The 26,962-nt window shown below is 65.4% G+C and carries 23 protein-coding genes; 13 read left to right on the top strand and 10 right to left on the bottom strand.

Annotated features, from left to right (window positions below; genetic code table 11):
• The 3 genes from ACWIVK_RS11745 to rsmI form a co-directional block, all read right to left on the bottom strand.
• The coding region (locus ACWIVK_RS11745; protein ID WP_448576902.1) for an enoyl-CoA hydratase/isomerase family protein at positions 1-663 on the bottom strand (663 nt) is incomplete at its 3' end.
• A complete protein-coding gene (locus tag ACWIVK_RS11740) occupies positions 660-1,898 on the bottom strand; it encodes a CaiB/BaiF CoA transferase family protein (RefSeq protein WP_448576900.1) in 1,239 nt (412 codons plus the stop codon). The genes ACWIVK_RS11740 and ACWIVK_RS11745, both read right to left, overlap by 4 nt.
• Complete coding sequence (gene rsmI / locus ACWIVK_RS11735; protein WP_448576899.1) at positions 1,876-2,775, bottom strand: 16S rRNA (cytidine(1402)-2'-O)-methyltransferase; 900 nt, start codon at positions 2,773-2,775, stop codon at positions 1,876-1,878. Before rsmI ends, ACWIVK_RS11740 begins: the two co-directional genes overlap by 23 nt.
• 88 nt (positions 2,776-2,863) lie before the next feature.
• On the opposite strand from rsmI, the gene dnaX reads away from it, so the two are divergent.
• The 5 genes from dnaX to ACWIVK_RS11710 are packed head-to-tail and all read left to right on the top strand — an operon-like array spanning position 2,864 to position 8,180.
• Positions 2,864-4,558, top strand: a complete 1,695-nt coding sequence (gene dnaX, locus ACWIVK_RS11730) for a DNA polymerase III subunit gamma/tau (RefSeq protein ID WP_448576898.1) — start codon at positions 2,864-2,866, stop codon at positions 4,556-4,558.
• A 47-nt stretch (positions 4,559-4,605) separates the two neighbouring features.
• Positions 4,606-5,964: a GH1 family beta-glucosidase gene (locus tag ACWIVK_RS11725; RefSeq protein ID WP_448576896.1), complete on the top strand. Its 1,359-nt coding sequence runs from the start codon at positions 4,606-4,608 to the stop codon at positions 5,962-5,964.
• 44 nt (positions 5,965-6,008) lie between these two features.
• On the top strand, positions 6,009-6,302 hold the full coding sequence (gene gatC / locus ACWIVK_RS11720; RefSeq protein WP_448576895.1) for an Asp-tRNA(Asn)/Glu-tRNA(Gln) amidotransferase subunit GatC: 294 nt from the start codon (positions 6,009-6,011) through the stop codon (positions 6,300-6,302).
• Between the two features lie 9 nt (positions 6,303-6,311).
• Entirely contained in the window at positions 6,312-7,781 is a 1,470-nt protein-coding gene (gatA, locus tag ACWIVK_RS11715; protein WP_448576894.1) for an Asp-tRNA(Asn)/Glu-tRNA(Gln) amidotransferase subunit GatA, read from the top strand.
• Positions 7,782-7,784: 3 nt separating this feature from the next.
• The gene (locus tag ACWIVK_RS11710; protein WP_448576893.1) at positions 7,785-8,180 is read left to right on the top strand and encodes an FtsB family cell division protein; all 396 of its coding nucleotides are present in this window, start codon (positions 7,785-7,787) and stop codon (positions 8,178-8,180) included.
• A 5-nt stretch (positions 8,181-8,185) separates the two neighbouring features.
• Here the strand turns inward: ACWIVK_RS11710 and ACWIVK_RS11705 are convergent, their stop codons facing one another.
• Positions 8,186-8,920, bottom strand: a complete 735-nt coding sequence (locus ACWIVK_RS11705; RefSeq protein WP_448576892.1) for a response regulator transcription factor — start codon at positions 8,918-8,920, stop codon at positions 8,186-8,188.
• A 510-nt stretch (positions 8,921-9,430) separates the two neighbouring features.
• Here ACWIVK_RS11705 and ACWIVK_RS11700 point away from each other — a divergent pair.
• The 7 genes from ACWIVK_RS11700 (at position 9,431) to smc (ending at position 17,591) form a co-directional block, all read left to right on the top strand.
• Entirely contained in the window at positions 9,431-10,054 is a 624-nt protein-coding gene (locus tag ACWIVK_RS11700; RefSeq protein ID WP_448576891.1) for an RNA polymerase sigma factor, read from the top strand.
• Positions 10,055-10,062: 8 nt separating this feature from the next.
• Complete coding sequence (locus ACWIVK_RS11695; RefSeq protein ID WP_448576890.1) at positions 10,063-10,752, top strand: hypothetical protein; 690 nt, start codon at positions 10,063-10,065, stop codon at positions 10,750-10,752.
• Positions 10,753-10,818: 66 nt separating this feature from the next.
• Positions 10,819-11,550 (top strand): SIMPL domain-containing protein, encoded by a 732-nt coding sequence (locus tag ACWIVK_RS11690; RefSeq protein WP_448576889.1) that lies wholly within the window; start codon positions 10,819-10,821, stop codon positions 11,548-11,550.
• 98 nt (positions 11,551-11,648) lie between these two features.
• On the top strand, positions 11,649-12,587 hold the full coding sequence (locus tag ACWIVK_RS11685; protein ID WP_448576888.1) for a sulfurtransferase: 939 nt from the start codon (positions 11,649-11,651) through the stop codon (positions 12,585-12,587).
• Entirely contained in the window at positions 12,584-13,009 is a 426-nt protein-coding gene (locus tag ACWIVK_RS11680; RefSeq protein WP_448576887.1) for an inorganic diphosphatase, read from the top strand. The genes ACWIVK_RS11685 and ACWIVK_RS11680 overlap by 4 nt, the downstream gene beginning before the upstream one ends.
• Before the next feature lie 14 nt (positions 13,010-13,023).
• Complete coding sequence (gene galE, locus ACWIVK_RS11675) at positions 13,024-14,013, top strand: UDP-glucose 4-epimerase GalE (protein ID WP_448576885.1); 990 nt, start codon at positions 13,024-13,026, stop codon at positions 14,011-14,013.
• A gap of 14 nt (positions 14,014-14,027) precedes the next feature.
• Complete coding sequence (gene smc, locus ACWIVK_RS11670) at positions 14,028-17,591, top strand: chromosome segregation protein SMC (RefSeq protein ID WP_448576884.1); 3,564 nt, start codon at positions 14,028-14,030, stop codon at positions 17,589-17,591.
• Positions 17,592-17,595: 4 nt separating this feature from the next.
• Here smc and ACWIVK_RS11665 read toward each other — a convergent pair whose 3' ends face one another.
• From ACWIVK_RS11665 to uvrA, 6 genes are read right to left on the bottom strand one after another with little or no spacing between them, the layout of a single operon-like run.
• A complete protein-coding gene (locus tag ACWIVK_RS11665) occupies positions 17,596-19,071 on the bottom strand; it encodes a M81 family metallopeptidase (protein WP_448576883.1) in 1,476 nt (491 codons plus the stop codon).
• A gap of 6 nt (positions 19,072-19,077) precedes the next feature.
• Positions 19,078-19,908, bottom strand: coding sequence for a 3-keto-5-aminohexanoate cleavage protein (locus ACWIVK_RS11660; RefSeq protein WP_448576882.1), 831 nt, complete (start codon positions 19,906-19,908; stop codon positions 19,078-19,080).
• A 24-nt stretch (positions 19,909-19,932) separates the two neighbouring features.
• A complete protein-coding gene (locus ACWIVK_RS11655) occupies positions 19,933-20,988 on the bottom strand; it encodes a C45 family autoproteolytic acyltransferase/hydolase (RefSeq protein ID WP_448576881.1) in 1,056 nt (351 codons plus the stop codon).
• A gap of 3 nt (positions 20,989-20,991) precedes the next feature.
• On the bottom strand, positions 20,992-22,329 hold the full coding sequence (serS, locus tag ACWIVK_RS11650) for a serine--tRNA ligase (RefSeq protein WP_448576880.1): 1,338 nt from the start codon (positions 22,327-22,329) through the stop codon (positions 20,992-20,994).
• Between the two features lie 57 nt (positions 22,330-22,386).
• Positions 22,387-23,100 (bottom strand): HNH endonuclease, encoded by a 714-nt coding sequence (locus ACWIVK_RS11645; protein ID WP_448576879.1) that lies wholly within the window; start codon positions 23,098-23,100, stop codon positions 22,387-22,389.
• Positions 23,101-23,153: 53 nt separating this feature from the next.
• Entirely contained in the window at positions 23,154-26,039 is a 2,886-nt protein-coding gene (gene uvrA, locus ACWIVK_RS11640) for an excinuclease ABC subunit UvrA (RefSeq protein WP_448576878.1), read from the bottom strand.
• A gap of 102 nt (positions 26,040-26,141) precedes the next feature.
• On the opposite strand from uvrA, the gene ACWIVK_RS11635 reads away from it, so the two are divergent.
• A complete protein-coding gene (locus ACWIVK_RS11635; protein ID WP_448576877.1) occupies positions 26,142-26,309 on the top strand; it encodes a hypothetical protein in 168 nt (55 codons plus the stop codon).
• The last annotated feature ends 653 nt before the right edge of the window (positions 26,310-26,962 follow it).

The raw sequence follows: 26,962 nt of genomic DNA, 5'->3' as shown, positions 1-26,962 counted from the left end.
GAAACCGCGAACCGCCAGTTGCACGACTGCCTTGGTGGCCTGCAACGTCTCGGCTGACATGCTCGAGAGGCGGTGGATCCATCGCTGCGTCGCTTCCTCGAGTTCCTCGACCGGAACCACCTCGGTCACCAGACCCAGTCGCCAGGCCTCCTCGGCATCGATCAGCTCACCGCGGAAAACCAGCTCGATCAGTTTGCCGGGAGGCAGGAGACGCAACAAGGCGCGCGTCTCGCCGAGTCCGGGCATCACCCCGAGGCGACCGATCGGGAGCCCGAATCGTGCATCCTGCGCAGCCAGCCGAATGTCACAGGCCGCAGCCAGTTCCAGCCCACCCCCGACCGCCAGTCCCCTGATCACCGCGATGACCGGCTGCGGAGCGTCCTGGATCGCCGCGAGGGCTGCCGAGACGAGCCGATCGTAGGCGCGCGCTCGTGCCAGCCCAGTTCGCCGGGAGGGGAACTCGCCGATATCAGCGCCAGCACTGAACGCGCGCTCACCGGCTCCCCGAATCACGACCACACGCACTGACCGATCGCTGGCTAGCTGCCGTGCGATTTCGCGCAGTCCGCGCCACATCGCGGCCGAGAGCGCGTTATGTACCTCCGGGCGGTCGAGGACGATCTGCGCCACTGGCCCCGTTCGCTCGAACCTGATGCCGCTCATCGGACTGCTCGCTCCCTCGGACCGAGGACGATCGCTCCTTCCTCGGCCAAGCGCGTGATCGCCTGGTCATCGTAGCCGAGTTCCTGGAGCACTTCAGCGGTGTGCTCGGCCAGCAGTGGTGGCGCGCGTCGGATCACGGGAGGCGTGCGCGACAGTTCCACCGCCGGACCGACCAGCCGGATGGGACCTGCCAGCGCGTGCTCGATCGTCCGCACGATCCCGAGATGCTGGACCGGCTCGCTCTCCAGCGCTTGTCCCACGCTCCAGATCGGTCCGCACGCGACACCAGCGCGACTCAGGCGCTCCACCCAATTCGCCACATTGTCCGCCTGTAACGCTTCCTCGAGTGCCGCGTTGATCAGCGAGCGATTCGCCACACGGTCAGCATTGCTGCGGAACCGCGGATCATCGATCCACTCGGGGTGTCCGACCTCTTCCGCCAACCTTCTCCACATTTGCTCGTTGGCGATGGCGATGTTGAGGTACCCATCCCGTGCCCGGAAGGTGCCGTAGGGTGCGGCCACCGGATGGTCGTTCCCCTCGAGTCCCGGATCGCCGCCTCCAGCGAGGTACCGCCCTGCTTGAAAGGTCAGCACACCGATCACCGCGCCGAGCAACGAGGTATCCACGCGCTGACCGATCCCCCTGCGCTCGCGCTCGTAGAGTGCTGCCAGCACGCCATAGGTCGCGAACAAGGCGGCAAGAATATCGGCGATGGCGATTCCGACCCGCACCGGACCACTCTCCGGTTTGCCGGTCACGCTCATCAGCCCAGACATCCCTTGCGCGACCTGGTCGAAGGCGGGTCGATCGGCCCATGGCCCGCGTGGGCCATAGCCAGTGACCTGGCAATAGATCAGTCGAGGATTGCGCGACCGCAGCGCCGACTCGTCCAATCCCAACCGCTGCATGGCCGACGGCCGGAAGTTGGTGACCAAGACATCGGCGCGTGCGGCGAGTTCCTGTGCGAGACGTGTTCCTTCCGGATGCTTGAGATCGAGCACGACACTGCGCTTGTTCCGGTTGACCGACAAGAAATAGGGACTTTCCCCAGCCACGAACGGTGGACCGTAGCCGCGCGCGGGATCGCCCTGCGGTGGCTCGATCTTGATCACGTCGGCACCCAAATCGCCGAGCAGCATCGTGCAGAGTGGACTGGAGACAGCCTGTCCCAGCTCGATGACCGTGATGCCGTCCAGCGGCATCGGCTGCTCACGTTCTCGCTCCGGCGTCATCGGTACCTCCTTTCCCATCGACTTCGCCTCCCCGATCCTCCTCTTGGACGGTCACAGCCAGCCGGTACAGCTCGCGACGCGGTCGACCAGTCAGGCGAGCGAGTTCGCGAGCGATCTCCGCCGCCGAAAGACCTTTCGTCAGTCGCGCACGCACGAGCTCGACGAGCTGCCGCTCGTCCGCTCGGGGACGCTCGGGGCTCGCCGCGGCGATGACCAGAACGAACTCGCCGCGGGGCTCCTGCTGCTCGTAGTGGGCGGCGGCTTCCGCGAGCGTCGTCCGCCTCACCTCCTCGAAGCGTTTGGTCAACTCCCGGCAGACGGCGACCGGTCGGTCTCCGAGTACTTCCAAGGCGTCACGCAGGGTTTCTCGGAGTCGATGGGGGGCTTCGAAAACGACCAGCGGATACGGTAGGTCGCGCAGCATCGACAATCGCTCGCGGCGCTCCGAGCTGCGCCGAGGCAGGAAACCGGTGAAGACGAAGCCATCGCTTACGAGACCAGAAACCGCCACCGCAGCCGTCACTGCCGAAGGACCCGGCACGACGACCACTGGATATCCTGCCTCCGCAGCCGCACGAACCAGCTCGGCCCCCGGATCGGAGATCCCCGGCATCCCGGCATCGCTCACGACCGCGATGTCTCCTTCCCCCAGTGCGGCCAGGAGCTGCCGCACACGCGTCGGGCCGCTGTGGGCGTGGAAACTCACTACCGGTGTTTGGATTCCGTACCGTCCGAGCAGCTTACGGGCTTGTCGCGTATCTTCGGCCGCGATGAGACGCACTTCAGCGAGCACGCGGAGTGCTCGCACCGTGATGTCCTCGAGGTTCCCGATCGGTGTTCCCACCAGGTACAGCGTCCCCATTTGCCCGGCTGGCACGTCCCCACGTATGCTTAGTCGTACGGACGCTCGCGATGCGTCGCCACACGGAGAGGCCCCAAGGATGGACTCGTCCCGCGAGGCCAGAATGCAGTCCGGCTCATTGTACCGGAAATATCGTCCGCAGACCTTCGAGGAACTGGTCGGACAGGAAGCGATCGCACGCACGCTGCGCAATGCGGTCGCCCTCGACCGGGTGGCACACGCCTACCTGTTTTGTGGGCCGCGCGGAACCGGCAAGACGAGCACGGCGCGCCTGCTGGCGAAGGCGGTCAACTGCCTGGAGGCCGATCCCTGGCGACGCCCCTGCAACCGATGCGGCGCCTGTCGTTCCATCGCCACTGGGACGGCAGTCGACATCATCGAAATCGACGCGGCGTCCAACCGCGGAGTCGACGATATCCGCGATCTCCGCGAGAAGGTGAAGTATGCACCCGTCGAGCTGCGCACCAAGTTCTATATCATCGACGAAGCTCACCAATTGACGCGTGACGCCTTCAATGCGTTCCTCAAGACGCTGGAGGAGCCACCCCCGCACGTCGTCTTCGTTCTGGCGACGACCGAACCGGACAAGCTTCCGGAAACGGTTGCCTCGCGTTGTCAGCGTTTCGATTTCCGCCGCTTGCCGGTCGATCGAATGGTCGAGCGCCTCCGTGCCGTGTGCCGGCAAGAAGGTATCGAAGCACCCGACGACGTGCTCGCCCTGATCGCTCGCCGTGCGACGGGCAGTCTGCGCGATGCGCTCGGCCTCCTCGAGCGACTGGCCGTTTTTGCCAGCGAGGGTCAGCGCCAAACGGTCATCACGCTCGAGCTCGCGCGTCAACTGCTCGGTGGCAGCCGCGACGATCGACTGCTCGCTCTCTTGACGGCGATCGCTGACCGGGATGCCGGCCGGGCTCTCCGGCTGGTGGCAGAGGCGGCCGATGCGGGCGATGACTTGCACCAGCTCGGTCGCGAGTTGGTCCGTTTCGCGCGGACACTGCTGTACGTCCGGGCTGGTGGCAGCGATCCGCTCCTGCCCCCCGAGGCATCGGCGCTCGCTCAGCGCTTTTCGCTCGAGGAACTCGCGCTCGTTCTCCGTCGGCTGACTGGTCTCGACGCACCCCTTCCGCGATCCGGCATCGATCCCCAGCTCATCTTGGAACTTAGCCTGGTGGAGTCGATCCTCCTGCTCGAGGGGTCGCAGCGCGAGCACACTCCTGCACCTTCTGGTGTCCCTGCGGTACCGGCGATGACCGCGACACCGCCGCGTGTTCCCTCGGCGGCTCCACGCACAGCTCCTCCGCCGACGGCTCCTTCCCAACCAGCCGTTTCGCCGACGACCAGTCCAGCGGTCGACGGGGACGATGCCCTTCTCGAGCAGCTGCTCGCTCGCTGGGCTGCGATCCGGCGCGAACTTCGAGCTGTCAACAGTAAGGCGGCTGCGCTCCTGGCTGATGCTGAACCGCGCCTGATCCGCGGCGACGAGGTCGTCCTCGTCGCACCGTACGAGTTCCATCGCCGCCGTATCAACGAAGAGGCTGAGCTGCGACGAGTGATCGAACGGGTGCTGGCGAAGCATCTCGGCCGCGCCTGCCGCATCACGTGTCTCGCGCCGGAGGACGTGCCGCGGCCGATGTCCACGACGGTCGGTCAGCCACACGCCCCGGAAGATGAAACTGGCCCAAAAGGTCAGCTGGCGCCTGATTCCTCCGGAGATCAGCGACCGGTCACGCTGAGTCCGGAGGATCAGCGCCGCCTGGAGGCAGCCAAGGCGATCTTCGACGCAGTGGAGCAACTCTGAGGGGCCTTGCCGGTGGCTGCAACGGTCGCAGCGAGAAGGAGCGAGCGATGAGCGTTGCCCGCTTCCCGGACGGTTTCCTGTGGGGTACCGCGACTGCTGCCTACCAGATCGAAGGAGCAGTTCGCGAGGATGGTCGCGGGCCGTCGATCTGGGATACTTTCAGCCACACGCCCGGAAAGACCTATCGGGGGCAGACCGGCGATGTCGCTTGCGACCATTATCACCGCTGGCAAGATGATGTCCGGCTCCTGCGTGAACTCGGGGCTCCGGCCTATCGCTTCTCGATCGCCTGGCCGCGCGTCTTCCCAGTGGGAACGGGTGCTCCCAACGAGCGCGGGCTCGCCTTCTACGAGCGATTGGTCGATGCGCTGCTCGAGGCGGGCATCACGCCGTTCGTCACCCTCTATCACTGGGATCTACCGCAAGCGTTGCAAGATCGCGGCGGCTGGAGCGTACGCGCGACGGCCGAGGCATTCGCGCGCTATGCCGAGGTCGTCGCTCGTCGCCTCGGTGATCGGGTGCGCTACTGGATCACGCACAACGAGCCGTGGGTCGTTGCCTACGTGGGGCACTATCTCGGTGTCCACGCACCAGGCATTCAGGATCTTCCCACGGCGATCCGCGTCAGCCACGAACTCCTGGTCTCGCACGGGTTGGCGGTCCAGGCGATCCGCGCAGCCAGTTCTGCCGCAGCCGTCGGTATCACGCTGAATTTGTCGCCCGTCGAACCGGCGAGCGACCGACCGGACGATACCGCTGCTGCACGCCTCTTCGACGGTCTCCTCAATCGGTGGTTCCTCGATCCAGTATTCGGCCGCGGGTATCCGCTCGACGTACGCCAGCGCCTGGCTCCGTTCTTCGATCCACCGGACACCGATCTCCCGACCATCGCGCAGCCGCTCGATTTTCTGGGTATCAACTACTATGCACCGGCTTTCGTCCGGGCTGTTTCCCAGGAGCAGAACCCCTTGGGTTTGGCCCAGCTCGACCCGAAAGAGTTGGCTGACCGCGGCTACCAGCTCACCGATATGGGTTGGCCAGTCGTCCCGGAGGGACTCGAGCGCTTACTGATCCGGATCGATCGGGAGTATGCGCCGCCCGCGCTGTTCGTCACCGAGAACGGTGCCGCGTATCCCGATCAGCCCGTCGCCGGCCGCGTCCAGGATGAGCGACGGATCGCCTATCTCGCTGCCCACTTCGCTGCCGCTCACCGCGCCGTTCGGGCAGGTGTTCCCCTGAAGGGGTACTTCGTCTGGTCGCTTCTCGACAATTTCGAATGGGCGCACGGCTACAGCAAGCGCTTCGGTATCGTCTACGTCGATTACGAGAGCTTGGCCCGTCTTCCCAAAGCGAGCTTTGACTGGTACCGCGCTGTCGTCGCCCGCAACGCGCTCGCCGAGGCATGAGGCGGAACGTGGTACACTGCCGCCCGGCAGAGGGAGGTTGGCCGATGCGTTTGAGTCGCGAGATCGTCGACCATGTCGCGATGCTGGCGCGTCTCGGCTTGACCGAGGAAGAGCGCGAGCTGATGCGCGAGCAGCTCTCGTCGATCCTCGAGCACGTGAGTCGTATCCAGGAGCTCGATACCGAGGCGATCCCGCCCACGGCACAGGTCATCACGCTCCAGAATGTCTGGCGCGAGGACGACGTCCGGGCATCGCTGCCGGTGGAAGCTGTTCTGGCCAATGCTCCGGAGAGCGAAGACAGCTTCTTCCGCGTCCATGCGGTGCTCGAGCAGAGTTGAGGGGGCACGGTGACCAGCGAACTCGTTCGCCTGACTGCTGCGGAGGCCCGCGCGTTGCTCGATCGGCGCGAAATCAGCGCCCTGGAATTGCTCGAGGCACATCTCGCCCAGATCGAGCGACTGGAGCCGACGCTTCACGCCTTCATTACGGTCACGCCGGAACTGGCGCGCCGCCAAGCTCGGGCAGCTGATGAACGCCTGGCTCGTGGTGAGGGGGATCTCCTGACGGGTATACCGGTCGCCCTGAAGGACGTCCTCTGTACGGTCGATGCGCCGACGACAGCGGGGTCGCGCATTCTGCAAGGATTCCGCTCGCCCTACGATGCGACGGTGGTCGCTCGCCTGCGGGCACAGGATGCGGTGTTCGTCGGCAAAGCGAACACCGACGAGTTCGCCATGGGTTCCTCGACCGAAAACTCGGCCTACGGTCCGACCCGCAATCCCTGGGATCCGGACCGTGTTCCCGGCGGATCGAGCGGCGGTTCGGCGGCAGCCGTCGCTGCTGGCGAAGCCATGGTAGCCCTCGGGTCGGATACTGGTGGATCGATCCGGCAACCAGCGGGTTTCTGCGGTATCGTCGGGCTGAAACCGACGTATGGTCGAGTGTCCCGCTATGGGCTCGTCGCTTTCGCATCCAGCCTGGACCAGATCGGTCCCTTCGGCCGCACGGTCGTCGATGTGGCGATGCTGCTGCAGGTGATCGCTGGTCACGATCCAGCCGACTCGACATCGGTCCCTCTCCCGGTGCCCGATTACCGAGCGGCGCTGACCGGTGACATCCGTGGCCTGCGGATCGGTATCCCTGCCGAGTACCGAGTGCCCGGAATGGATCAGGCAGTCGAGCGCGTGATCGAGGATGCCTTGGCTCTCCTACAAGAGCTGGGAGCCGAGCTCGTTCCCGTGTCCTTGCCGCACACCGAATATGCCTTGGCGACGTACTACATCATCGCCCCCTCCGAGGCGAGCGCCAACCTGGCACGCTATGATGGCGTGAAGTATGGGTTGAGCTTGCCCGGCGAAACGCTCTTGGAGCGCTATCTCCGCACGCGCGGGGAGGGATTCGGGCCAGAAGTCAAGCGGCGCATCATGCTCGGCACCTACGCCTTGAGCGCCGGTTACTACGATGCCTATTACGTCAAAGCCCAAAAGGTGCGGACACTCATCAAACGCGACTTCGACGAAGCGTTCGCACGTGTCGACGTGATCGCGGCACCGACCTCACCGACGGTGGCTTTCCGTCTCGGCGAGCGCACGGCGGATCCCTTGCAGATGTACCTTTCCGATGTGTTCACCATCCCCGCGAACATGGCTGGCCTCCCAGCGATCGCGGTTCCCTGTGGTTTCGCGCACGACTTGCCCGTCAGTCTGCAGTTCATGGGCCGGCCATTCGACGAGCCCACGCTCTTGCGGGTCGCCCATGCCTACGAGCAGGCCACCGACTGGCATACCCGGTGGCCACCCCTCGCGTTCGAGGGCTGAGCGATGCACTGGATCGGTTCCTGGCTCCGCACCGCGGTGTTGGTCGCTCTCGGGTTCGCGATCGCGCTCTACTTCGTCGTGGCTTTCGGTCAACAAGCCTGGCGGGCCCGGCAACTCGAGCTGCAAGTGGCCGAACGCCGAGCTGCACTGACTCGACTCGTGACCGAGCGAGACGCACTGGCCCGCCAGCTGGCCGATCTTCAAGGGGAAAACTATCGCGCGTACGTCGAGCGGACAGCTCGACGCGAGTTGAACCTGACGTACCCCGGTGAAACGGTCCTCTTCGTCCAGTGGGAGCCAGCGTCTCCTGCCGCGAGTCCCGCACTGTCCACACCGACACCCATGCCTCAGCCGAATTGGGAACGCTGGCTCGAGATCCTGCGACTGCCTCGACCCTGAGTCGCTCAGGCCTCGGGGAGCGAAGCACGCTCGACCACGAGGGGTTGCTGGAGCACACCGTTGGCGAGCGCGAAGATCGCTGCTTGCGTCCGATCCTTCACTCCCAACTTGTCGAAAAGCAGGGAAAGCCGGTTTTTGACCGTACTCTCGGCGAGAGACAATGCTTCGGCGATCTCTTTGTTGGACAGTCCGGAGGCCACGAGTTGCAAGAGTTGCGTCTCACGACGGGTCAGCCGGACGCCGGTCTGCCCCTCATGGGGGACGCTCCAGCGCTGGACCTCGCGCAGGAGGATACCCCCGTAACGGGGACTGACGTACCGCTCACGACGCAGGACGGCTTCCACCGCTTCCATGAGTTCCTGCACGCTCGCTTCCGCACTCACCAACGCTTCAGCTCCAGCTCGGGCGAGGGTCAGGACGACATCGCTGTCGTTTCCCAATCCGTACACGACGAGCGGTGGTGCTGGTGATCCATCCGCAACTGCGAGACCCTGCGGCAGCCGCTTGATCGCGCGAACGAAGTGCGCGAGCCCTGGCCCGAATCCAGCGGAAATGAGGACGACGTCCGGTCGCTGCCATTCGAGTAAGCTCGCGAGACGGGCGAGTTCTCCCGCTTCGCCCAGCACGCGGAGCCGCCCCGCCGACTCCAGGTAATGGCGGAAACTTTGGCGGACCGCCGCGTGTGGGTCGCCGATGATCACGGTGGAAAGATCGGTTCGCCGCTTCGTTATCGCTTGCACGCCCACTGTCACCATCCGGACTTCGCGGCTCCAGCCGACACCGTCTCCGTCTGTCTTCGACGGCGCGATGGGCCATCGCCTCCATAGGACTTTGGCGCTATTTCCGCAGCCCGTATCGGCTAGCAGCATCGCAGACCCTGGTCGTGCGCTCGCTCCCGGACCCGTCTCCTCATCGCTCTGTCTCGGCATGCGAGGCGGGGAACCGCCCTCGTCGGTGGCCATGCGAGCGAGCGAGACGCCCGTTCCTCGCTCCGCTGACTCAGCCAGGCAGCCGAGCATTTCTCCCGTTCCCAGTTCCCATGACCGCTATCGAATGTCGGTGTCCAGCGGAACGCTTGCTGTCACGGTACCGGCATCGATCCGACGTGTGCTCCATCGCACACTCGACTGCACACCTCGTCTCGTCGCGTCCGGACCACGGCATCCGAGGAGAGACGGCGGTACGGGGGCGGACTGGACGAACGATCGTCGCCTCGAGTACCGTTCCGGCAAAGGGACTGGTGGTAGGGCATGTCCAGCGTCGAAGACGAGGCGTTTCTGGTAGCCAGGGCACGGACCGGCGATCGCGACGCGTTCGCCGAACTCGTCCGTCGCTACCAGCGACTCGTCTTCGCGGTCTCCTATCGCTTGCTCGGTGATCCTGACCTCGCCGACGACGTGGTGCAGGAGACCTTCATTCGGGCCTTCCTCTCGCTGGAGCGCTTCCGCGGCACCACGCTGCGTGCCTGGCTCCTGCGGATCGCGCACAACGCTGCGCTGGATCAGTTGCGGGCGATTGCGCGTCGCCGCACCGTCCCACTCGACCATGCGAGCGAGCAGGTTGCTTTCGATGTCCCCGAGTCGGGTATCGAACAGGCTGAGCTGCGCGCGGCGTTGGAAGCTGCCTTGGCTGCGCTTCCTGTCGAGCAACGAGCGGTCGTCGTGCTCGCCGATGTCGAAGGGTTGCCCTACGAGGAGATCGCGCAGGCACTCGGCCTTCCGCTCGGGACCGTCAAGTCGCGCTTGGCGCGTGCCCGCGTCCGCCTGCGCACCCTGCTGCAGTCCGATCCGCGCGCTCGGGAACTGTTGGAGCTGAGCGGTCGTCTCCCGGATAGAGCGGGTGAGTCGCCGGAACGCCTGACCGAAGGTGAGTGACGGTCTCGATGGCTGATCGCAGCAGCCACTTGGACGAAGAGCGACTCGCGCTCCTGGCGAGCGAGGAGCCGGACCCCGAAGAGGCGGCGCATCTCGCCCAGTGCGTGTTCTGTCGCCGCCGCTGGCAGGAGTATCGCGCCGTTCGCCAGGCTTTGCGCTCCTTGCCCGCACCGACGCTCCCACGCGACTTCGCGGCCGGGTTCGAGGACATCGAGTTCCTTCCCCGCGACCCGTGGTGGTGGCGATACCGAACCGCTCTCCGGGCTGGGACGCTCTTGGCCGCCACGCTCCTCGTGGTGCTTCTCTCGACGCTGCTCGTCCGACCGCTGATCCCACCCCGCGAGGAACCGAGCGCTGTGCCTGCTTCTTCACCGGTCGATCAGGTCGCGATGCTCGCCGAACCCTCGATGCGTGAACCGGGAGCTGGCGGTCCGTTCCTGCCGAGTCCGGAGGCGCTGGCCGGCACACCGGTCGCTCCACCCGATACCGATGCGAAAATAGCTCCAGGATCTGGCTCGGCTGCTCCTCTTCCGGCAGCGAGCGAGGCCGAGGCTGAGCCCTCCGATCTACTCTCGCTCGCGTCACCCATCAGTTGGCTCGCACTTGCCGTGCTCGCGCTGCTCGTGCTCGCTGGATTCGTTTTCGGATTTCTGCTCCCGGTCGTCCGCCCACGGCGCAAGCTGGTCATTCGTCGCTGAGCGGGAACCGAAACTGCCTCTCGCTCGTCATCCTCGTTGGAGACGTGAGGTGGAAAGGAGAGAGCGATGCCGAGAAACAGGGTTCCTTTGGTCGCCGTCCTCGGCCTTCTGGTGATCGTGGGCGCGGTGCTGAGCGGTACAGCCAGCGAGCGCCTACCGCAAGCTGCCGCGCAGGACACTGGAACGGCCCAACGTTCGATCAGCATTTTCGGTGAAGGCCGCGTGTCGCTCCCACCCGATACGGCCACGCTCACCCTGGGAGCGGAGGTTTTCGATCCCGATGCGGCGGCGGCTCAGCGTGAAGTCCAGCGTCGCATGGAGGCGATCCTATCGGTCTTCCGCCAGGCCGGTATACCGGAGAGCAAGGTCAAGACCGTGGTGTACAGCATGTCGGTCGAGCGGGACTGGAACCAGCCGACGACGCCGGTGATCGGTTACCGCGTGACGCATCTCGTCGAGGTGCAGGTGCAACCGGTCGAGCGGACCGGTGACCTCCTCGACCGCGCCGTCCAAGCTGGTGCCAATGCAGTGACCAATATCAGCTTTTCGGTTTCCAATCCAGCTGCGGCGCTCCGGCAAGCACGCGAGCTCGCGGTTCGCGATGCCCGCGAGAAGGCAGCTCAGCTCGCCCAGCTGACCGGTGTCGGCCTCGGTGCGCCGCTGCGCATCGTCGAGTCGACGAGTTCGCCACCAGTTCCGGTGCCAGCGGTCGGCGCGGGTGGTCCAGAAGCCAAGGCGGTTCCGGCCGGGGAAGCGACGATCGTCGTGACCGTCTCGATCGATTACGCGATCCAGTGACGCCTCGGTATGATCGAGACCGGCAGGGAGGTACCTCTTCCTTGCCGGTCTCCTGCATCTGCGCGAGACCGGCTCGCGGGGCGATAGTGGCGCGGAGCATGCGGACGACCCGGAGACAGTTCGTGATCGCTGGTCTCGCGGTATTAGGGCTGTCTGCTTGCCGGCCGATGCGCGGGCAACTCTCCCTGACGCCGGCCGAGCAGTATCCTGGTGGGCGACTCCTGATCGAGGCACCGGAACTGGCTGACCGGCTCAGGGAGCGCTCGCTCGTCGTCCTCGATGCCAGCCGGCTCCACGAGTACCATGCTGGGCATATTCCTGGGGCTCGTCACGTCTGGTGGCAAGATACGATGGAAATACACAACGAGATCTACGGCATGTTGGTCGGCGAGCCCCGACGGAGCGAGCTCGTCCGCCGTATCGGGCTCGATCCTGACGACGAAGTCGTCGTCTACGACTGCGGCGATGGCCGTGCTGCCTGCCGCTGGCTGTGGTTTTTGCACGCGATCGGCTTTCGGCGCGTACGCCTGCTTCACGGCGGTCTTCGGGCTTGGCTCGCGGCTGGTTACCCGACGACGCGTGCCCTCCCGCCGGAGTCGGAGCCCGGAACGTTTCAGCCCGAGCTCCGGTACGATGTGTTGGCCGAGCTACCGGACGTGCAGGTCGCACTCCACGATCCGGTATCCTGCCTCCTCGATAACCGAACCGATCGGGAGCGCCGCCAAACCTGGGGTGGTCGTCTCCGGCGCGGCCAAATCCCCGGCGCGGTCGCTGTGCCGTGGACGGCGCTCTTGGCGGGGGATCCTCCGCTCGCCTTCCGTCCACCGGACGAGCTGGCCGCACTCTACCGATCAGTCGGCGTCCAACCGGAGCAGCGGGTGATCGTCTACGGCTTGTCCAGTCCGCACGCGGCCATCAGCTATGTCTCGCTGCGTCTCCTCGACTATCCGAATGTCCGGATCTACGATGGATCGTGGGCCCAATGGGGGAGCCTGAACGACCTTCCGATCGAGCCAGTCGATGCCTCGAAGCCGTGATCGAGGATCCGGCTGGCTCCACGGTTCGGCACGTCTACGATGCGGTGACCGGCCAGTGGCGGACGTACCGCCATCCGGCCGCAGTCAGTCCGTGGCCAGCGAACTACGGGTATCTACCTGGCACGTACAATCCCAGCGATGACGATGCGCTGGACGTCATCGTCCTGTCCCGGGATCCGCTCCCGACCGGAACGCGGTTGCTGGTTCGCCCAGTGGGGCTCCTGCGTCGAGCGGATGGTGACGACAAGATCCTGGCAGTCGCTTGTGACGATCCAGCGTACGGTGCTGTCCAGCGGCTCTCGGACGTACCGGTGGACGCGATCGAACGGATTCTGCAGTGGTTCACCGAATGGGAGACCGCACCGGACATCGCTGACGAAGAAGCAGCGTGGGCCGCGATCCAGGCCGCGCGTCGTTCCTGAGGAGGAGATTGTCCATGGCTGCAGCGCTCACCGTGCTGGTTACTGGGGGAGCGGGCTACGTCGGTTCTTTTACGGTGCGCGCGCTCCAACAGGCTGGTCATGAGGTGGTCGTCTTCGACAACCTGCGGCAAGGGCATCGTTCAGCCGTCTGCGTTCCCCTGGTCGTCGGTGAGTTGATCGATCGCGAGGCCGTCGCGACCTGCTTCCGTCGTTGGCGCTTCGACGCCGTCATCCATCTCGCGGCGTACACGTCCGTGCGCGAGTCGGTCACCGATCCGAACAAGTACGTGGTCCACAATGTGGGCGGAACGATCGTCCTCCTGGAGGCCTGTCTCCGTCACGACGTTCCCTATGTGGTCTTTTCCTCTTCCTCGGAAGTGTACGGGGAGGCGCGTTACCTACCGCTCGACGAAGCGCATCCGACGGAGCCGACCAATCCGTATGGAGCGACCAAGCTGCAGGTCGAGCACTATCTGCGCTGGTACGACACAGCCTACGGCCTGCGCTCCATCAGCCTCCGCTACTTCAACGCAGCTGGTGCCGCGCTCGACGGCTCGATGGGCGAAGATCATCGACCCGAAGAACACTTGATTCCCAATGCGATCCGAGGGGCGCTCGGTCTGCAGCCGTTTCGTCTGACCTCCCCGCTCGTCGCGACACCGGATGGGACGACGATCCGGGATTACGTGCACGTGCTCGATCTCGCGGAGGCCCATGTGCTGGCGCTCGAGGCGCTCCGGCAGGGGCACCCGACCGACGTGATCAATCTCGGGAGCGGCGTCGGCTATTCCACGCGGCAGATCATCGAACTCGTCCAAGAACTGACCGGTGTGCGTTTCCCGGTCGAGCGCGGTGAGGCGCGCCCGGGCGAGCCGCCGATCAAGTACGCGAGCTACGCGAAGGCCGAACGTGTCCTCGGATGGCGCCCGCGGTATGGAATCGAGGAAATCATCGCTTCGGCGGTGCGTTGGCACACGCGCTTTCCGCACGGCTATCCGGACTGACGAGGTCGCAGAGCATGGGTGTCCGGCTCCTCCGCCTGGCGGTGCTCGGCTTCAAGAGCTTTGCCGATCCTGTCGAACTCGTCTTCGACCGGGGGATCACCGCCATCGTCGGCCCCAACGGCTCCGGCAAGTCGAACCTCGTTGAGGCCATCGCCTGGGTGCTCGGTGAACAAGCAGGCTCAGCTGTTCGCAGTCGCCGAGCAGACGATGTGATCTTCGCTGGTGGACCCGATCGCCCCTCGCTCGGTATGGCTGAGGTCACGCTGACATTGGAGCAGGACGAGGGCGAACTCGGGGTGCCGTTCCGCGAGGTGAGCGTGACCCGGCGCGTCTTCCGCGACGGGGAAACCCAATACCTCATCAACGGCTCGCGAGCGCGCCTGCGCGATGTCCTGCGTATCGCGGCGATCCTCCGCGCTGATTGGATCATCGCTCGGCAAGGGTCGGTCGATGACGTGCTCGACCAACGTCCGGCTGAGCGCCGGCAGTATCTGGAGCATGCGGCGGGGCTGTCCGCGCTCCGTCTGCGACAAGCGGAGGCTCGCCAGCAACTCGCCGAAGCCGAGCAGCATGCGCAGCGACTGGACGATCTGTTGCGCGAGTTGGAGCCGCATGTTCATGCGCTCGGCGAAGCCGCTCAGCGCGCACGAGAAGCGCTCGCCGTTCGTGCGAGCCTGCGCGAGGCTCTGCTCCAGCTCTACGCAGCCCGCTGGCGGCGCGCCCGTGAGGAGGAGGTACAGGCCCGCCGCGAACTCGGTCGTCTCGAGCCAGCCTTGCGTGCGGCAGAAGCCGATCGTGCTGCGCTCGCGGCTGAGCTGGAGCGGATCGAGCAGCAGCAGGCGACCGTGTTGGCCCAGCGCGACCAGCTCCGGCAGCTCCGTACCGAACGGGCAGCCCAAGCAGCGACTGCCCAGCACCGCTCGCAGGTCGCTCGTGAACGGATCGCTGCTCTCGGAAGACAGTTGGACGCGCTCGCTCACGACGTCGAAGAGCTCGAGCGAGAGTTACAGGCGACCGAGCAGGCGCTGGAGCATACCGACACGAGTTGGCAGGCGACCGCGCACGAATTGCGAGCGACCGAGGTTGCGCTCCGGGAACGAGATGCTGCTGCCGTGCAGCGGACACGCGAACTCTCGGCACTGCGCGAGCAGCTGCTCCGCATCGAGCACGAACGCGCGGAGCGCGTCACGGAACGTGAGCGGCTCGCGCGCACGCGAGCGGCCCTGCTGGCGACGCAGGAAGCGCGCCAGGCTGAACTCCAGCGCCTCGAAGCCGCGTACGCGGCACGTCTCCAGGAGCGCCAGCGACTCGACCAGGAACGCGTTCGCCTCGATGAGCAACGCGCTGCTCTCGCTGCGGATGTCCAAGCTATGCGGGTGGAAGTGGAACGGCAAGCGGGTCAGACCGAGCGCGCGCAGCAGGAACTCGAGCGCCGTGCCGAGGTGCTGCGCGAGCTGGAGCGCGAGGACGCTCTCGTCCGGGGCCGGCTGGAAACGCTCACGCATGCTCTGACGGGCGATCTAGTGGCCAGCGCAGCGAGGGCTGTGCTGGCAGCGGCACGCGAGGGAAAACTCTCCGGGATCGTCGGAACGCTCGGAACGTTGCTCGACGTTCCGGCCGAACTCGAAACCGCGATCGAAGCAGCGCTCGGCGGGCACCTTTCCGACATCGTCGTCGAGCAGTGGTCCGCTGCCGAGGCAGCGATCGCCTTTCTCAAAGCGACTAAGGCTGGACGAGCGACGTTCCACCCGCTGGATACGATCCGCTCGCTACCGGCTGGGCGCCGCCCACTCGTCGCTCGTGAACCGGGTGTCATCGGGGTCGCTGCTGACCTGGTCAAGGCGCCACCAGTTCTGGTGTCGATCGTGGAGTCGCTTTTGGGGCGGGTACTCGTGGCCGACGATCTCGCGACTGCTCGGCGCTTGCTACCCCAGCTTCCTTCCGGCTGGGTCATCGTGACCCGCGACGGGGATTTGGTTCGCCCGACCGGTTCGGTCACCGGTGGGGCCATGCGTGGTCGGGAGCGCGGGCTCTTGGCGCTCGTTCGCCAGCAACGCGAGTTCGCTGCCCGGCAAGAACGACTCGCTGCGTCGCTCGAGGAAGCCCGGCAGCAGTTCCTCGCCGCACGAGACGCGGTCGAACGAGCGCGTCGCGCGCTGGAGTCGGTCCGCGAGCAGCTCCGGTCCCAGGAGACGAAGCTGGTGCAACTCGAGCACGAGTGGACGCAGTTGGTGCGCACCATTCGAGGGCTGGACGATGCGCTCGCTCGGGAAGCGGAGTCGATCGCTGCCGTGCGAGCTGCTCTGACTCGGGACGACGAGCAGGCTCGGGCACTGCGCACGCAGGAGGACGCGCTCCGCGTTGCTTTGGACGATCTCGAGCACCAGCGCGCTCAGGTTGCTGGCGCGATCGCTCGCCTGGACATGCCCGATCCGGAGCGCGAGCAGCTCGTGGAGCGGATCGCGACCTTGCGGGAGCGTGAGCGCGCGCTGGCGCGGGAGCGCAGCCAGCTCGCCCAGCGTCTCGGAGAACTGCGGCAGCGGTTGGCTGCACTGCATGCCCGATGGGATGAGCTCCGGTCAGAACACGCCCAGCTCCTGGTCGACGCAGAGCGCTCGGATGCGGAAGCGAAGCGGCTGGTACGCGAGGCGGCCGAACTGGAAGCCGAGGAGCGAGCACGGACGGTCGAGAGCGAACGGCTCGCCGAGCAGGCGAAAGCGTTGCGGACCGAATCGGCACGAGCCGAACAGCGTCTGCGCCAGCTCGCGCAGGAGAGCGCAGCAGCCCGTGCTGCCTTGGAGCGTGCCGAGCGCGCACTCCACTCGCTTCTCGAACAGGCAGCCTGGGAACTTGCCGATGGATCGTTCGCTGCAGAACTGGTCGAGCGACTCGAGCAGGCCAGCCGTGTGCAGCAGGATCCCCCGGAGCGTTGGGAACGACGCGTCGCCGAACTCCGCCGGCGCTGGCAGGAGTTGAGCCGGTTCGGAGAGGCCGCGATCGCCCAATACGAATCGGAACGGGAACGCTACGAATCGCTCCGCGCGCAACTCGAGGACGTGCAGGGAACGACGCAGGCATTGCGCAAGCTCCTCGCTGACCTGGACCGAGAGGTCGAGCGGGGTCTCGTGCATTCGTTGCGTGCGCTCGATCGTGCTTTTGCGAATACCTTCGCGGAGCTGTTCGGTGGCGGGCGAGCACGTCTCGTCGCCCGCGACGGTACCGGCTCCATCGAGGGGGTCGAGCTGGTCGTCCAACCAGCTGGCAAGCGTGTCCGCTCGGTCCAGCAGCTGAGCGGTGGTGAGCGGGCGCTGACGGCGATCGCGCTCCGTTTCGCACTCCTCGAGCTCGACCCGCTGCCGTTCTGCGTTCTGGACGAAGTCGATGCCGCGCTCGATGAGGCGAACGTCGCTCGTTTCCGAGGAGTGCTGGAACGGCTGGCGGAACGCACTCAGTTTCTCGTCATCACGCACAATCGGGTGACGATCGAGGCTGCCGGCACGCTCTACGGTGTCACGATGGGAGAGGACGGTGTCTCGCGCGTCGTGTCGCTGCGCCTCGCCGACTACGCGTGCGAGTGATCGTTCACGCCATGTCGAGCGGCCAGATCGGCCGGCGGATGAAGCGGAACGGTAGCCGACTCAGGTCGCTCCCCGTGATGCCTGGTCCTTCGACGAGGACGACTCGTTCGGCGATCGGCTCGAAGGCCGCGCGGAAGTGTCCCTTGCCTTTGAGCCCGATGACTCGTTGCTCGGTCGGCTCGATGCCATGCGAGCGGAAGACGTTCAGATCGATCGGTGACTCGGCTCGTTCCGTCACCAGCACATCGATCCCCTCGACGCGGAGCACGACGGTCCGACCGAGATCGACAGTTACGCCAGCGTGCATCGGCCCGGCGTTGACGTACCGGCCGTCGGAGAAAAGCTGAATCGTCCCGCGCACGAGGAGCGGAGGCCCATGAAGATCATCGGTCTTGCCACCGAGTTCGACCTCGACGGTGGCACCGATTCCTGCTCGGAAGCACTCGGCCACCACCTCCGGATCGCGCACTAGCGCGAGCGCGGCTGGCCTTGCTTGCTCCTTCAACAGGAAACGCAGAAGCTCGACGCTGTCGCCTGGACCACCTGTCCAGGGGTTGTCGGCGATATCGACGAGGACGAGGGGGCCGCGCTCGATGTGCCGGATGGCTTCGGCTGCCTCTTCCCAGGTCGCGACACCGCCGAGAAAGCCGTGGCGTAGGTCCCAGGCGAGGGCAGCCAGTTCTTCAGCTAGCTTCGCAGCCAGCGCGGGGTCGTTGTCGGTCGTCACCAGCACGCTCAACCCGGCTTCTGGAACGTCGGCTGGCGGGAATCCGCCAGCGATCGTCACGTCGAGAACGCGGGGATGGCGCTCCCATTCCTCAGCATGCTGCATGAGTGTCCGCATCGGTGGGCGATCGGTCGTCATACGCTGGGAAGTCGGCAGCATCGGCGGTTTGACCAGCACTGGTGTCGGGTGGATCGTGCGCTCCACCAAGCGGGCCAGTGCCAGGCCAGCCTGCCGACCACGCGCTCGCTGATCGACGTGCGGATAGGTGTGGTAGCCGATGAGCAAGTCGGCCTGTTCCACCATGAGTGGGCTGATGTTGGCATGGAGGTCGAGAACTACGACGATCGGGACGGATTGCCCGACCGTCGCGCGAATGCGGCGGAGCAGTTCGCCATCAGCGTCCTGGATGTGCTCGGCCACCATCGCACCGTGGAGCGAAAGCAGCACGCCATCGACCGGGGCTGCTGCCTCCAGGCGATCGATGAGTTCGCCGAGGAGCTCCTCGTAGGCGTCGCGCGTGACCAGACCGGCTGGCGTGATCCACACCGCGAGCAGCGGGACCAGCGTGAACGCCAGTTCGTCGGCGATATCGATGAACCCAGCCAGAACGGTCGCGGTATCCCGCGCACGAGTCACGACCGTCGAGTCACGGGCGATCCCGCATCGCTCGGCGAACGCGAGATCGACACGGGTGCGTGCGAACGCGTTCGTCTCGTGAGAGAGTTCGGCGATAGCGATGCGTGGGCGTCGCATGGTCCCTCAGCTCTGGAACGGCGGGAGCCCGAGCAGTGTGCGCGCTTCGCTCGGGGAAGCAGGCTCGCGACCGAGTTCGCGCGCGATGCGGACGATCCGCGCGACCAGCGGCGCGTTTCCTTCGGCGAGGACGCGGTAGGAGTAGTAAATATTGTCTTCCAATCCCGTGCGGACATGTCCACCCATCACGAGCGCTGCGACATTCATCGGGAGCTGGTGCCGGCCGATAGCGCAGACCGACCATAGCGAGCCGGCTGGGAGCTGGCGCACCATGTGCACGAGTTGGTCGACGGTCGCGGGCGCTCCACCGCGTACTCCGAGCACCATCTGGAACCAATACGGTGGTTGGATCAGTCCGCGCTCGATGAAGCGCTTGGCTGTCTCGATGAAACCGCTCTCGAAACACTCGATCTCCGGCTTGACGCCATGAGCCTGCATTTCGTGCGCGAGCGCCTCGAGAAAGGCTGGCGAATTTATGAAGACGCGGTCGCCGAAATTGAGCGAGCCAGCATCGAAGGAAGCGATCTCTGGTCGCAAGCGAACCGGAGCGATCCGCTCCTCGTCCGGAACGATCCCGGCTCCTCCACCGGTCGAGAAATTGAGGATGATGTCGCATCCCTGGGAACGGATCAGGTCACGCACTCGCGCGTACCGGACGGGATCGCTGCTGACGTGTCCCAGTTCGTCGCGCACGTGGATGTGCACGATCGCCGCGCCCTCGCGCCAGCATCGGACCGCTTCGGCAGCGATTTCCTCTTCGGTGATCGGGACATACGGGGTCTGCTCGCGTGTCGTCCAACTGCCGGTCGTCGCCACCGAGACGATCACTTTGTCCATCCTCGCCCCCTCCTCCGTTGTCGATCAGAGAGACACGCGCTCGAACCCGACCGTGCATGGCGGCCCTGGTGCCACCCAGATCGCCCGATGCGTGACGTCGATGACGAGCCCAGCGATCGTTCGGGACGCCCGATCAGTACCGGGTGCGACATGCTTGCAGATCGCGTGCGGTTGGTTGGCGTGATCGCGGAGGAGCTCCTGCAGGTTCGTCGAGCTGAGCTGTCCCCTGCCCAGCTCGAGTAGACGTTGCGCTCGATTCCTCCGCAGGATCGAGTCGAGCTTGTCTCCCTCCTCGAACTGCTGCAGCTGGGAGGCGAGGAGGTGGTTCGTGTGCGCGAGCGGCTGGTTCCCGGCGTAGAGCAGCGCGTGATGCCGACCAGTGACCTCGACGTCGTAAATCTCTCCATCGCTGGTCGCGATCAGATGATTGTTGCCATTGGCTCGTTCCGGGAGCCAGGTCGCCCGTAAGGCATCAGCCAAGGTCTGGGCACGGAGCACCTCACGATAGAGAAACAGCTTCGGTACGCCGATCCGGATATCGGTAGCAGTCAGGGCGTTACCAGTCGAACCGATACCTGCTTCGTTGACCCCTTGATAGAGGAAGAGCCCTCCATAGGCGAAAGCGACGAACGCTGGTTCATCGCTGGGGCGAGCGCGTACGACGTAGACCTGCTCGTGACGGCAGGGCAGGGCGTCCTCGTTATGGGCGAGGAGAACCGTGCCGTCGAGGCTGGCTGCTGCAGGAACAGCGACGCTCGTGCAACCTTCTTCGGCTCGCAGTCGTCGAGCGAGGAAGAGCGTCTCTTGCAGGCCATTGAGGCTCACCAATGCATCGATGTCGCACTCGGCGGCGCGCGCCAGCGCGTGGAGTTCCTCGGCTGTGCGGCTGAGGTTCCCCTCGAGATCGTCGCGGAACTGCCGAGCGAGTTCGAGCGCCTCATCCCAATCGATACCGCGCCGAGCGAGTTCCTGCCGGTGCCGGACGATCGCCTCGCCGAGGATCGGCCGGAGGGCGCGTCCGATCGCCTCGCCGATCGCAGCCGGGTTCCCGCTCGCTTCGATGACCAACAATCCCGGCATGGTTCACGCGTCCCCCGCCCGAGCCTGCTCGCGGGCACGCCGTGCCTGTGCTGGTTCCCAATAGGCCGGTTGTCGGCCGATCCGCTGTTGCCCACCCATGTAGGGGCGCAAGACAGCTGGAATCTCGATCGTCCCATCTGGCTGCTGGTAGTTTTCCATGATCGCGATGAGTGTCCGGGGAAGAGCGAGTCCCGATCCGTTGAGCGTGTGCACGAACTGCGGGCGTGCTCCCTCGCTCGGACGGTAGCGGATATTGGCCCGTCTGGCCTGGAAGTCGCGGAAGTTCGAGCAGGACGAGACCTCCAGCCACTCTTGGGAGCCGGGTGCCCAGACCTCGAGATCGAACTTCTTGGCTGCCGTGAAGGAAAGGTCACCAGTGCACATCTGGACGACACGGTAGGGAAGTTCCAACCGACGCAACACGTCTTCGGCATCAGCGACGAGTCGCTGGAGTTCCTCGTCGGAGCGATCCGGCTCGACGAATTTGACCATCTCCACCTTCTCGAACTGGTGGACGCGCTTGATGCCGCGTACATCGCGGCCGGCTGAAACTTTCTCCTTGCGGAAGCAGGGAGTAGCCGCGACGAGATAGATGGGGAGCGAACCCGGCGGGAGGATTTCGTCGCGGAAGAGATTGGTAACGGGCACCTCAGCGGTGGGAATCAGCCAGAGATCGGTTTCCTCGTCGTGATAGAGATTGTCCCCGAACTTCGGGAGATTTCCCGTACCGATCATCGCCTCGCGGCGGACCAGGAACGGCGGATAGACTTCCAGATACCCGTGCTCGTTGACGTGGAGATCGATCATCCAGGCGATGAGGGCGCGCTGGAGCCGCGCGAGATCACCGCGGAGCACGTAGAATCGGCTACCCGCGATCTTGACTCCGCGGGCGAAGTCGATCAGCCCGAGCTCCTCCGCCAGTTCCCAGTGCGGCTTGACCGGAAAGTCGAACAGCCGCGGCTCTCCCCAGTGACGCACGACGACGTTGCCGCTTTCATCGGGACCGACAGGGACATCGGGATCGGGTAGGTTGGGAACCTCCAAGAGCAGCGCCTGGAGCTGCTCTTCGATCGCGGCGAGTTCGCGGTCGAGTGCCTCGATCCGGTCGCCGAGTGCGCGCATCGCGACGATGGCTGCTTCCCGCTCTGGTCCAGCTGGTAACTGGCCGATCCGCTTGGACTCGGCGTTGCGTTGAGCCTTGAGCTGCTCGACTTCAGCGACCAGCTGACGACGTCGCTCGTCGAGTTCCAGGATCTCGTCGAGCGGAGCCTCGGTATTGAGCTTGCGCAAGGCCTCGCGCACCAGATCCGGATGCTCTCGGATCAGCCTCAGGTCGAGCATGTCTCCCCCTTCGGCAACGATTCGGGCGGGTCAGCTGCTCCCGCCTGACTGCTCGAGTTATCGACTGCGCTGACTCTTGACGTCAAGATCGGGGAGAAACTTCAGCCAGCTCTCGTGCACGGGTGAGCGCAACAGGCGCTGGATCGTGTAGTACCGGCTCGGCGGTGGTTCGAAGGGTGGGCGCAAGAGCTGCATGCGTGCCTCGGTGAGCGACTTGCCCCCCTTGCGGTGATTGCAGGCACGGCAGGCGCTGACGACGTTCTCCCAGGTGTGCGGACCACCGCGCGAGCGCGGGATCACGTGGTCGATGGTGAGGTCGTGGGTCCGTACGCCGCAGTACTGGCAGGTGAAGTTGTCGCGCAGAAAGACTTCGCGGCGGGTCAGCCGGACGCGAACCAGTGGCCGCTTGACGAGCGTGTAGAGGCGAATGACCGAGGGCGCGGGGAAACGGTGCTGGGCGGACGCGACTTCGTGGTCATAGGTTTCCAGGATTTCGGCTTTTCCAGCCAGCCAGAGCACGAGAGCACGCCGGACAGTCGCGACGTGGAGCGGCTCGTAGTTCTGGTTCAGCACGAGAACTGGGTGGTAGCCGTTCTGGGATGATCGATTGATACCCTCGGACTGGCCGTCCAGGGAGAGGTGGCCATTGTGGCGTTGGAGAGGGTCGTTATCGAGCACGTTCGCATCCCGTTCAGGCGAGTCTTCTGTGGAATCGACGCGCCCGCCGTTGCCGGTCAGCGCGCGCTGCGCCCATTCGAGGGTCGCCTTCAATGATACCGAGTCGCTGGGCTTGCTGACTACCTGTGTGGGTGTTGCGTGACGGCCTACCGCGAGAGCGACGCTACTGGCAAGACTCGGCGCAGGGCTTGGCCGGTATACGAGTGCTCGATTGCCGCGATCTCTTCTGGGGTACCAGTGGCGATCACGTATCCACCGGCAGCGCCGCCCTCCGGTCCGAGATCGATCACGTAGTCGGCGCACTTGATCACGTCCAGGTTGTGTTCGATCACGATCACCGTATTGCCGGCATCGGTGAGACGCTGGAGCACGTTGAGCAACCGCTCGATATCGGCGAAATGCAGGCCAGTCGTCGGTTCGTCCAGGATGTACAACGTCCGTCCAGTGGCACGCCGACTCAACTCGGTCGCCAACTTGACGCGCTGCGCTTCGCCACCGGAGAGCGTCGTGGCGGGCTGTCCGAGCTTGATGTATCCCAGGCCGACGTCCGAGAGGGTCTGGAGCTTGGCCCGGATCGCCGGGAAAGCCGAGAAGAACTCGAGTGCTTCGTCCACCGTCATCTCCAACACGTCAGCGATGCTCTTGCCGCGGTAGGTGATCTCGAGTGCCTCCCGGTTGTACCGCTTGCCATGGCAGACCTCGCAGGGAACATAGACATCAGGAAGGAACTGCATCGAGATCTGGATGACCCCCTGCCCTTCGCAAGCTTCGCACCGTCCTCCTTTGACGTTGAAGGAGAACCGGCCCGGTGCGTAGCCGCGTGCTTTGGCCTCGGGGAGCGAGGCGTAGAGTTCGCGGATCGGGGTGAAGACTCCGGTATAGGTCGCGGGATTGGAGCGTGGTGTCCGTCCGATCGGACTTTGGTCGATGTTGATCACTTTGTCGATGTGCTCGATCCCCTCGATCGCGTCATGGGCGCCCGGACGATCCTTCGCCCGGTAAAAGAGCTGGGCCAGCCGCCGGTAGAGGGTGTCGACGACGAGGGTGCTCTTTCCCGAGCCGGAAACGCCGGTGACGCAGATGAAGCAGCCGAGCGGAAAGGCGACATCGATGTTCTTCAGGTTGTTCTCACGAGCCCCCCGGACGACGAGCCACTGCCCATTGCCCGAGCGGCGCTGCTCCGGCACAGCGATCCGGCGGGCACCACTCAAATATTGGCCAGTCAGCGACTCGGGTGTCCGGATGATCACCTCGAGCGGGCCAGCCGCCACCACGCGCCCGCCGTGCTCGCCTGCTCCCGGACCGATATCGATGATCCAGTCAGCGGCCCGGATCGTCTCCTCGTCGTGCTCGACGACGATCACCGTATTCCCGAGGTCACGCAAGCGCAGGAGCGTCCGGATGAGCCGACCGTTATCGCGCGGATGCAGCCCGATACTCGGCTCGTCGAGGACGTAGAGGACTCCCATCAGCCGACTGCCGATCTGGGTCGCCAACCGAATGCGCTGCGCTTCGCCGCCGGAGAGCGTCGCGGTCGGCCGGTCGAGCGTGAGGTAATCGAGCCCGACGTCGACGAGAAAGCCGAGCCGCTCGCGGATCTCCTTGAGAATTTGCTGCGCGATGCGCCGCTCTCGCTCGGTAAGCGGCGTGCGCGCGTCGTCAGCCAGTTCGTCGAAGAAGCGGAGCGCCTCGCCGATCGAGAGCCGCGTCACCTCGACGATCGAGCGCCCGGCGACGGTCACCGCGCGGCTCTCCGGTCGGAGCCGGGATCCCCCGCATTCCGGGCAGGGATACGCTGCCATGTATTGCTCGATCTCGGCACGCACCGAATCGGAGTTGCTGCTCGCATAGCGACGGCGGAGACTCGGGATGACTCCCTCGAAGGTGACCCGGTAGGAGCGCTCCTGGCCGCTCTTCCCAGCATAGACCAGCGTGACGGTCCGACTGCCGTCGCCGTAGAGGATGAGCTGCTTGACTCGTTCAGGGAGTTCGCGCCAGGGGACATCGGTGCGGAAACCCTCGGCCCGTGCCAGTGCACGGAGGAGCGCCAGATACCAGGCGTTACTTTCCCGTCCCTCGCGGAACCATGGGGCGATCGCTCCCTCCTCGAGCGAACGGTCCGGGTCGGGAACGATGAGATCGGGGTCGAAATCGAGCTTGCTACCCAGCCCGTCGCAGGCGGGGCACGCGCCATGCGGGCTGTTGAAGGAGAAGCTCCGTGGCTCGAGTTCAGGCAAACTGATCCCACAATGGACGCAGGCGTTCTGCTCCGAAAAGACGATCGGCTCGCTCTCGAGCGGCTGTACCAGCGCGATTCCTCCGCCGAGCTTGACTGCCGTCTCCAACGCTTCGACGACGCGCAGGTGAAAGGCATGCGCTTCTTCCGGATCGCTGGTCCGGACGATCAAACGGTCGACGACGACCTCGATGCTGTGCCGCTTGGTCTTGGCCAGGGCGATCGGCTCGTCGAGATCGCGCAGCTCACCGTCGATCCGGACGCGCGTGAAACCGGCACGCCGCAACTCCTCGAGCACGCTCTGGTGTTCGCCCTTGCGGTCCCGGATGACCGGAGCGAGGACGAAGAGTCGCGTCCCTTCGGGCAATGCTTCCACCTGCTCGGCCATCTGCTGGACGGTTTGGGCCTGAATCGGGCGACCGCACTGTGGACAATGCGGCTTGCCGATCCGAGCGTAGAGCAACCGCAAGTAGTCGTAGATCTCGGTTTGCGTGCCGACCGTCGAGCGCGGATTGTGGCTGGCAGCCTTCTGATCGATCGAGATGGCTGGCGAGAGCCCTTCGATCTGGTCGACGTCCGGCTTCTCCATCAGACCGAGGAATTGCCGGGCATAGGCGGAGAGCGACTCGACGTAGCGTCGCTGTCCCTCGGCGTAGATCGTGTCGAAGGCGAGACTCGACTTTCCGGATCCGGACAAGCCGGTGATCACGACGAGCTTGTCGCGCGGTATTTCGACATCGATGTTCTTCAGATTGTGCTCGCGGGCACCGCGGACGATGATCTTGTCGCTGGCCATGAGACTCCCCTACCCGTGTCCGGACACGGGCACTCGACTATTGTAGCAACGACCCAGCCATCGTTGACTGCGGGTCACGGCGGCATGGAGGGGAGAAGGACGGTGCGCGCGTTCGTCGACCCGCGTCTCGCTCCGAGCGTCGCTTCCGGGACCCTCTCGGTTGCTACTGGACAGGCTCTCCGTGAGCCCCTGTTCGACCGGCGCGGCCGGCTCGTCACTCTCTTCGTCGCCGTGCTGGTCGCCGCCACCATCGCTCGCTCGATCGGCTGACTCGAACAGTATCGCCTCGCGGCGGGCGTCGCAGTGTCGCTCACCTTCGCGGCGACCAGTCCGGTCGCGATGACGAGCGTGTCGCTGGTACTTCTCGTGCCGATCGCCCGAACGCTCGCGTTGCGGGACGACTTGCCTCGACTGGTCGAGCAAATGGCGCAGCGACGGCCGCTCTGGCGCGACTTCCGCGCATCCTCTGCGGAACGAGCGCCGGTCGAGTCGCAGCTGGAGGCGATGACGAGCCAATGGCTCGCCGCGTTCGCTCGCCAGTTCGTGCTGCGTCTACACTGGGCGCTCGCGACTATGCCGGATCTGGTCACGCTCATGGCGCTGAGCAGCAGGCGGGTGATGCGGTGGCGTGCGCCCTTCGCGTCGCTGCGAGCAGCCGCGCCTCCCGCGCAGCACCTACTGCGGCGCGCCATCGTCGTGCATCGTGGAAGCCGGCTCGACGATGAGGCGGGGACGCGGCTGATGGTGATGAGCCTCCTCGGGGCAGCGACTGTGCTCGTGCTCGAGCCGCTCGGTGTCTCCTCGGTGCTTTTCCTCGGTCGCCTCGTGGCGCCAGGGGAGTTCGTGTCGCCGGTCGGACCGCGCTGCACGCCTCTGCGGCTCTTCGCGCTCGCGCTGCTGGCGGAGTGGCTGCCGCTCCTGGT

This window comes from Thermomicrobium sp., assembly GCF_053493975.1.
Note: the sequence above shows the minus strand (reverse complement) of the source record. Positions and strands in the feature narration are given on the sequence as shown.

Coding starts and splice junctions, on each gene's coding strand:
- ACWIVK_RS11740 (WP_448576900.1), bottom strand. CDS start 1,898: ATGACGCCGGAGCGAGAACGTGAGCAGCCGATGCCGCTGGACGGCATC.
- dnaX (WP_448576898.1), top strand. CDS start 2,864: ATGCAGTCCGGCTCATTGTACCGGAAATATCGTCCGCAGACCTTCGAG.
- ACWIVK_RS11725 (WP_448576896.1), top strand. CDS start 4,606: ATGAGCGTTGCCCGCTTCCCGGACGGTTTCCTGTGGGGTACCGCGACT.
- gatC (WP_448576895.1), top strand. CDS start 6,009: ATGCGTTTGAGTCGCGAGATCGTCGACCATGTCGCGATGCTGGCGCGT.
- ACWIVK_RS11710 (WP_448576893.1), top strand. CDS start 7,785: ATGCACTGGATCGGTTCCTGGCTCCGCACCGCGGTGTTGGTCGCTCTC.
- ACWIVK_RS11700 (WP_448576891.1), top strand. CDS start 9,431: ATGTCCAGCGTCGAAGACGAGGCGTTTCTGGTAGCCAGGGCACGGACC.
- ACWIVK_RS11695 (WP_448576890.1), top strand. CDS start 10,063: ATGGCTGATCGCAGCAGCCACTTGGACGAAGAGCGACTCGCGCTCCTG.
- ACWIVK_RS11690 (WP_448576889.1), top strand. CDS start 10,819: ATGCCGAGAAACAGGGTTCCTTTGGTCGCCGTCCTCGGCCTTCTGGTG.
- ACWIVK_RS11685 (WP_448576888.1), top strand. CDS start 11,649: ATGCGGACGACCCGGAGACAGTTCGTGATCGCTGGTCTCGCGGTATTA.
- galE (WP_448576885.1), top strand. CDS start 13,024: ATGGCTGCAGCGCTCACCGTGCTGGTTACTGGGGGAGCGGGCTACGTC.
- smc (WP_448576884.1), top strand. CDS start 14,028: ATGGGTGTCCGGCTCCTCCGCCTGGCGGTGCTCGGCTTCAAGAGCTTT.
- ACWIVK_RS11665 (WP_448576883.1), bottom strand. CDS start 19,071: ATGCGACGCCCACGCATCGCTATCGCCGAACTCTCTCACGAGACGAAC.
- ACWIVK_RS11660 (WP_448576882.1), bottom strand. CDS start 19,908: ATGGACAAAGTGATCGTCTCGGTGGCGACGACCGGCAGTTGGACGACA.
- ACWIVK_RS11655 (WP_448576881.1), bottom strand. CDS start 20,988: ATGCCGGGATTGTTGGTCATCGAAGCGAGCGGGAACCCGGCTGCGATC.
- serS (WP_448576880.1), bottom strand. CDS start 22,329: ATGCTCGACCTGAGGCTGATCCGAGAGCATCCGGATCTGGTGCGCGAG.
- uvrA (WP_448576878.1), bottom strand. CDS start 26,039: ATGGCCAGCGACAAGATCATCGTCCGCGGTGCCCGCGAGCACAATCTG.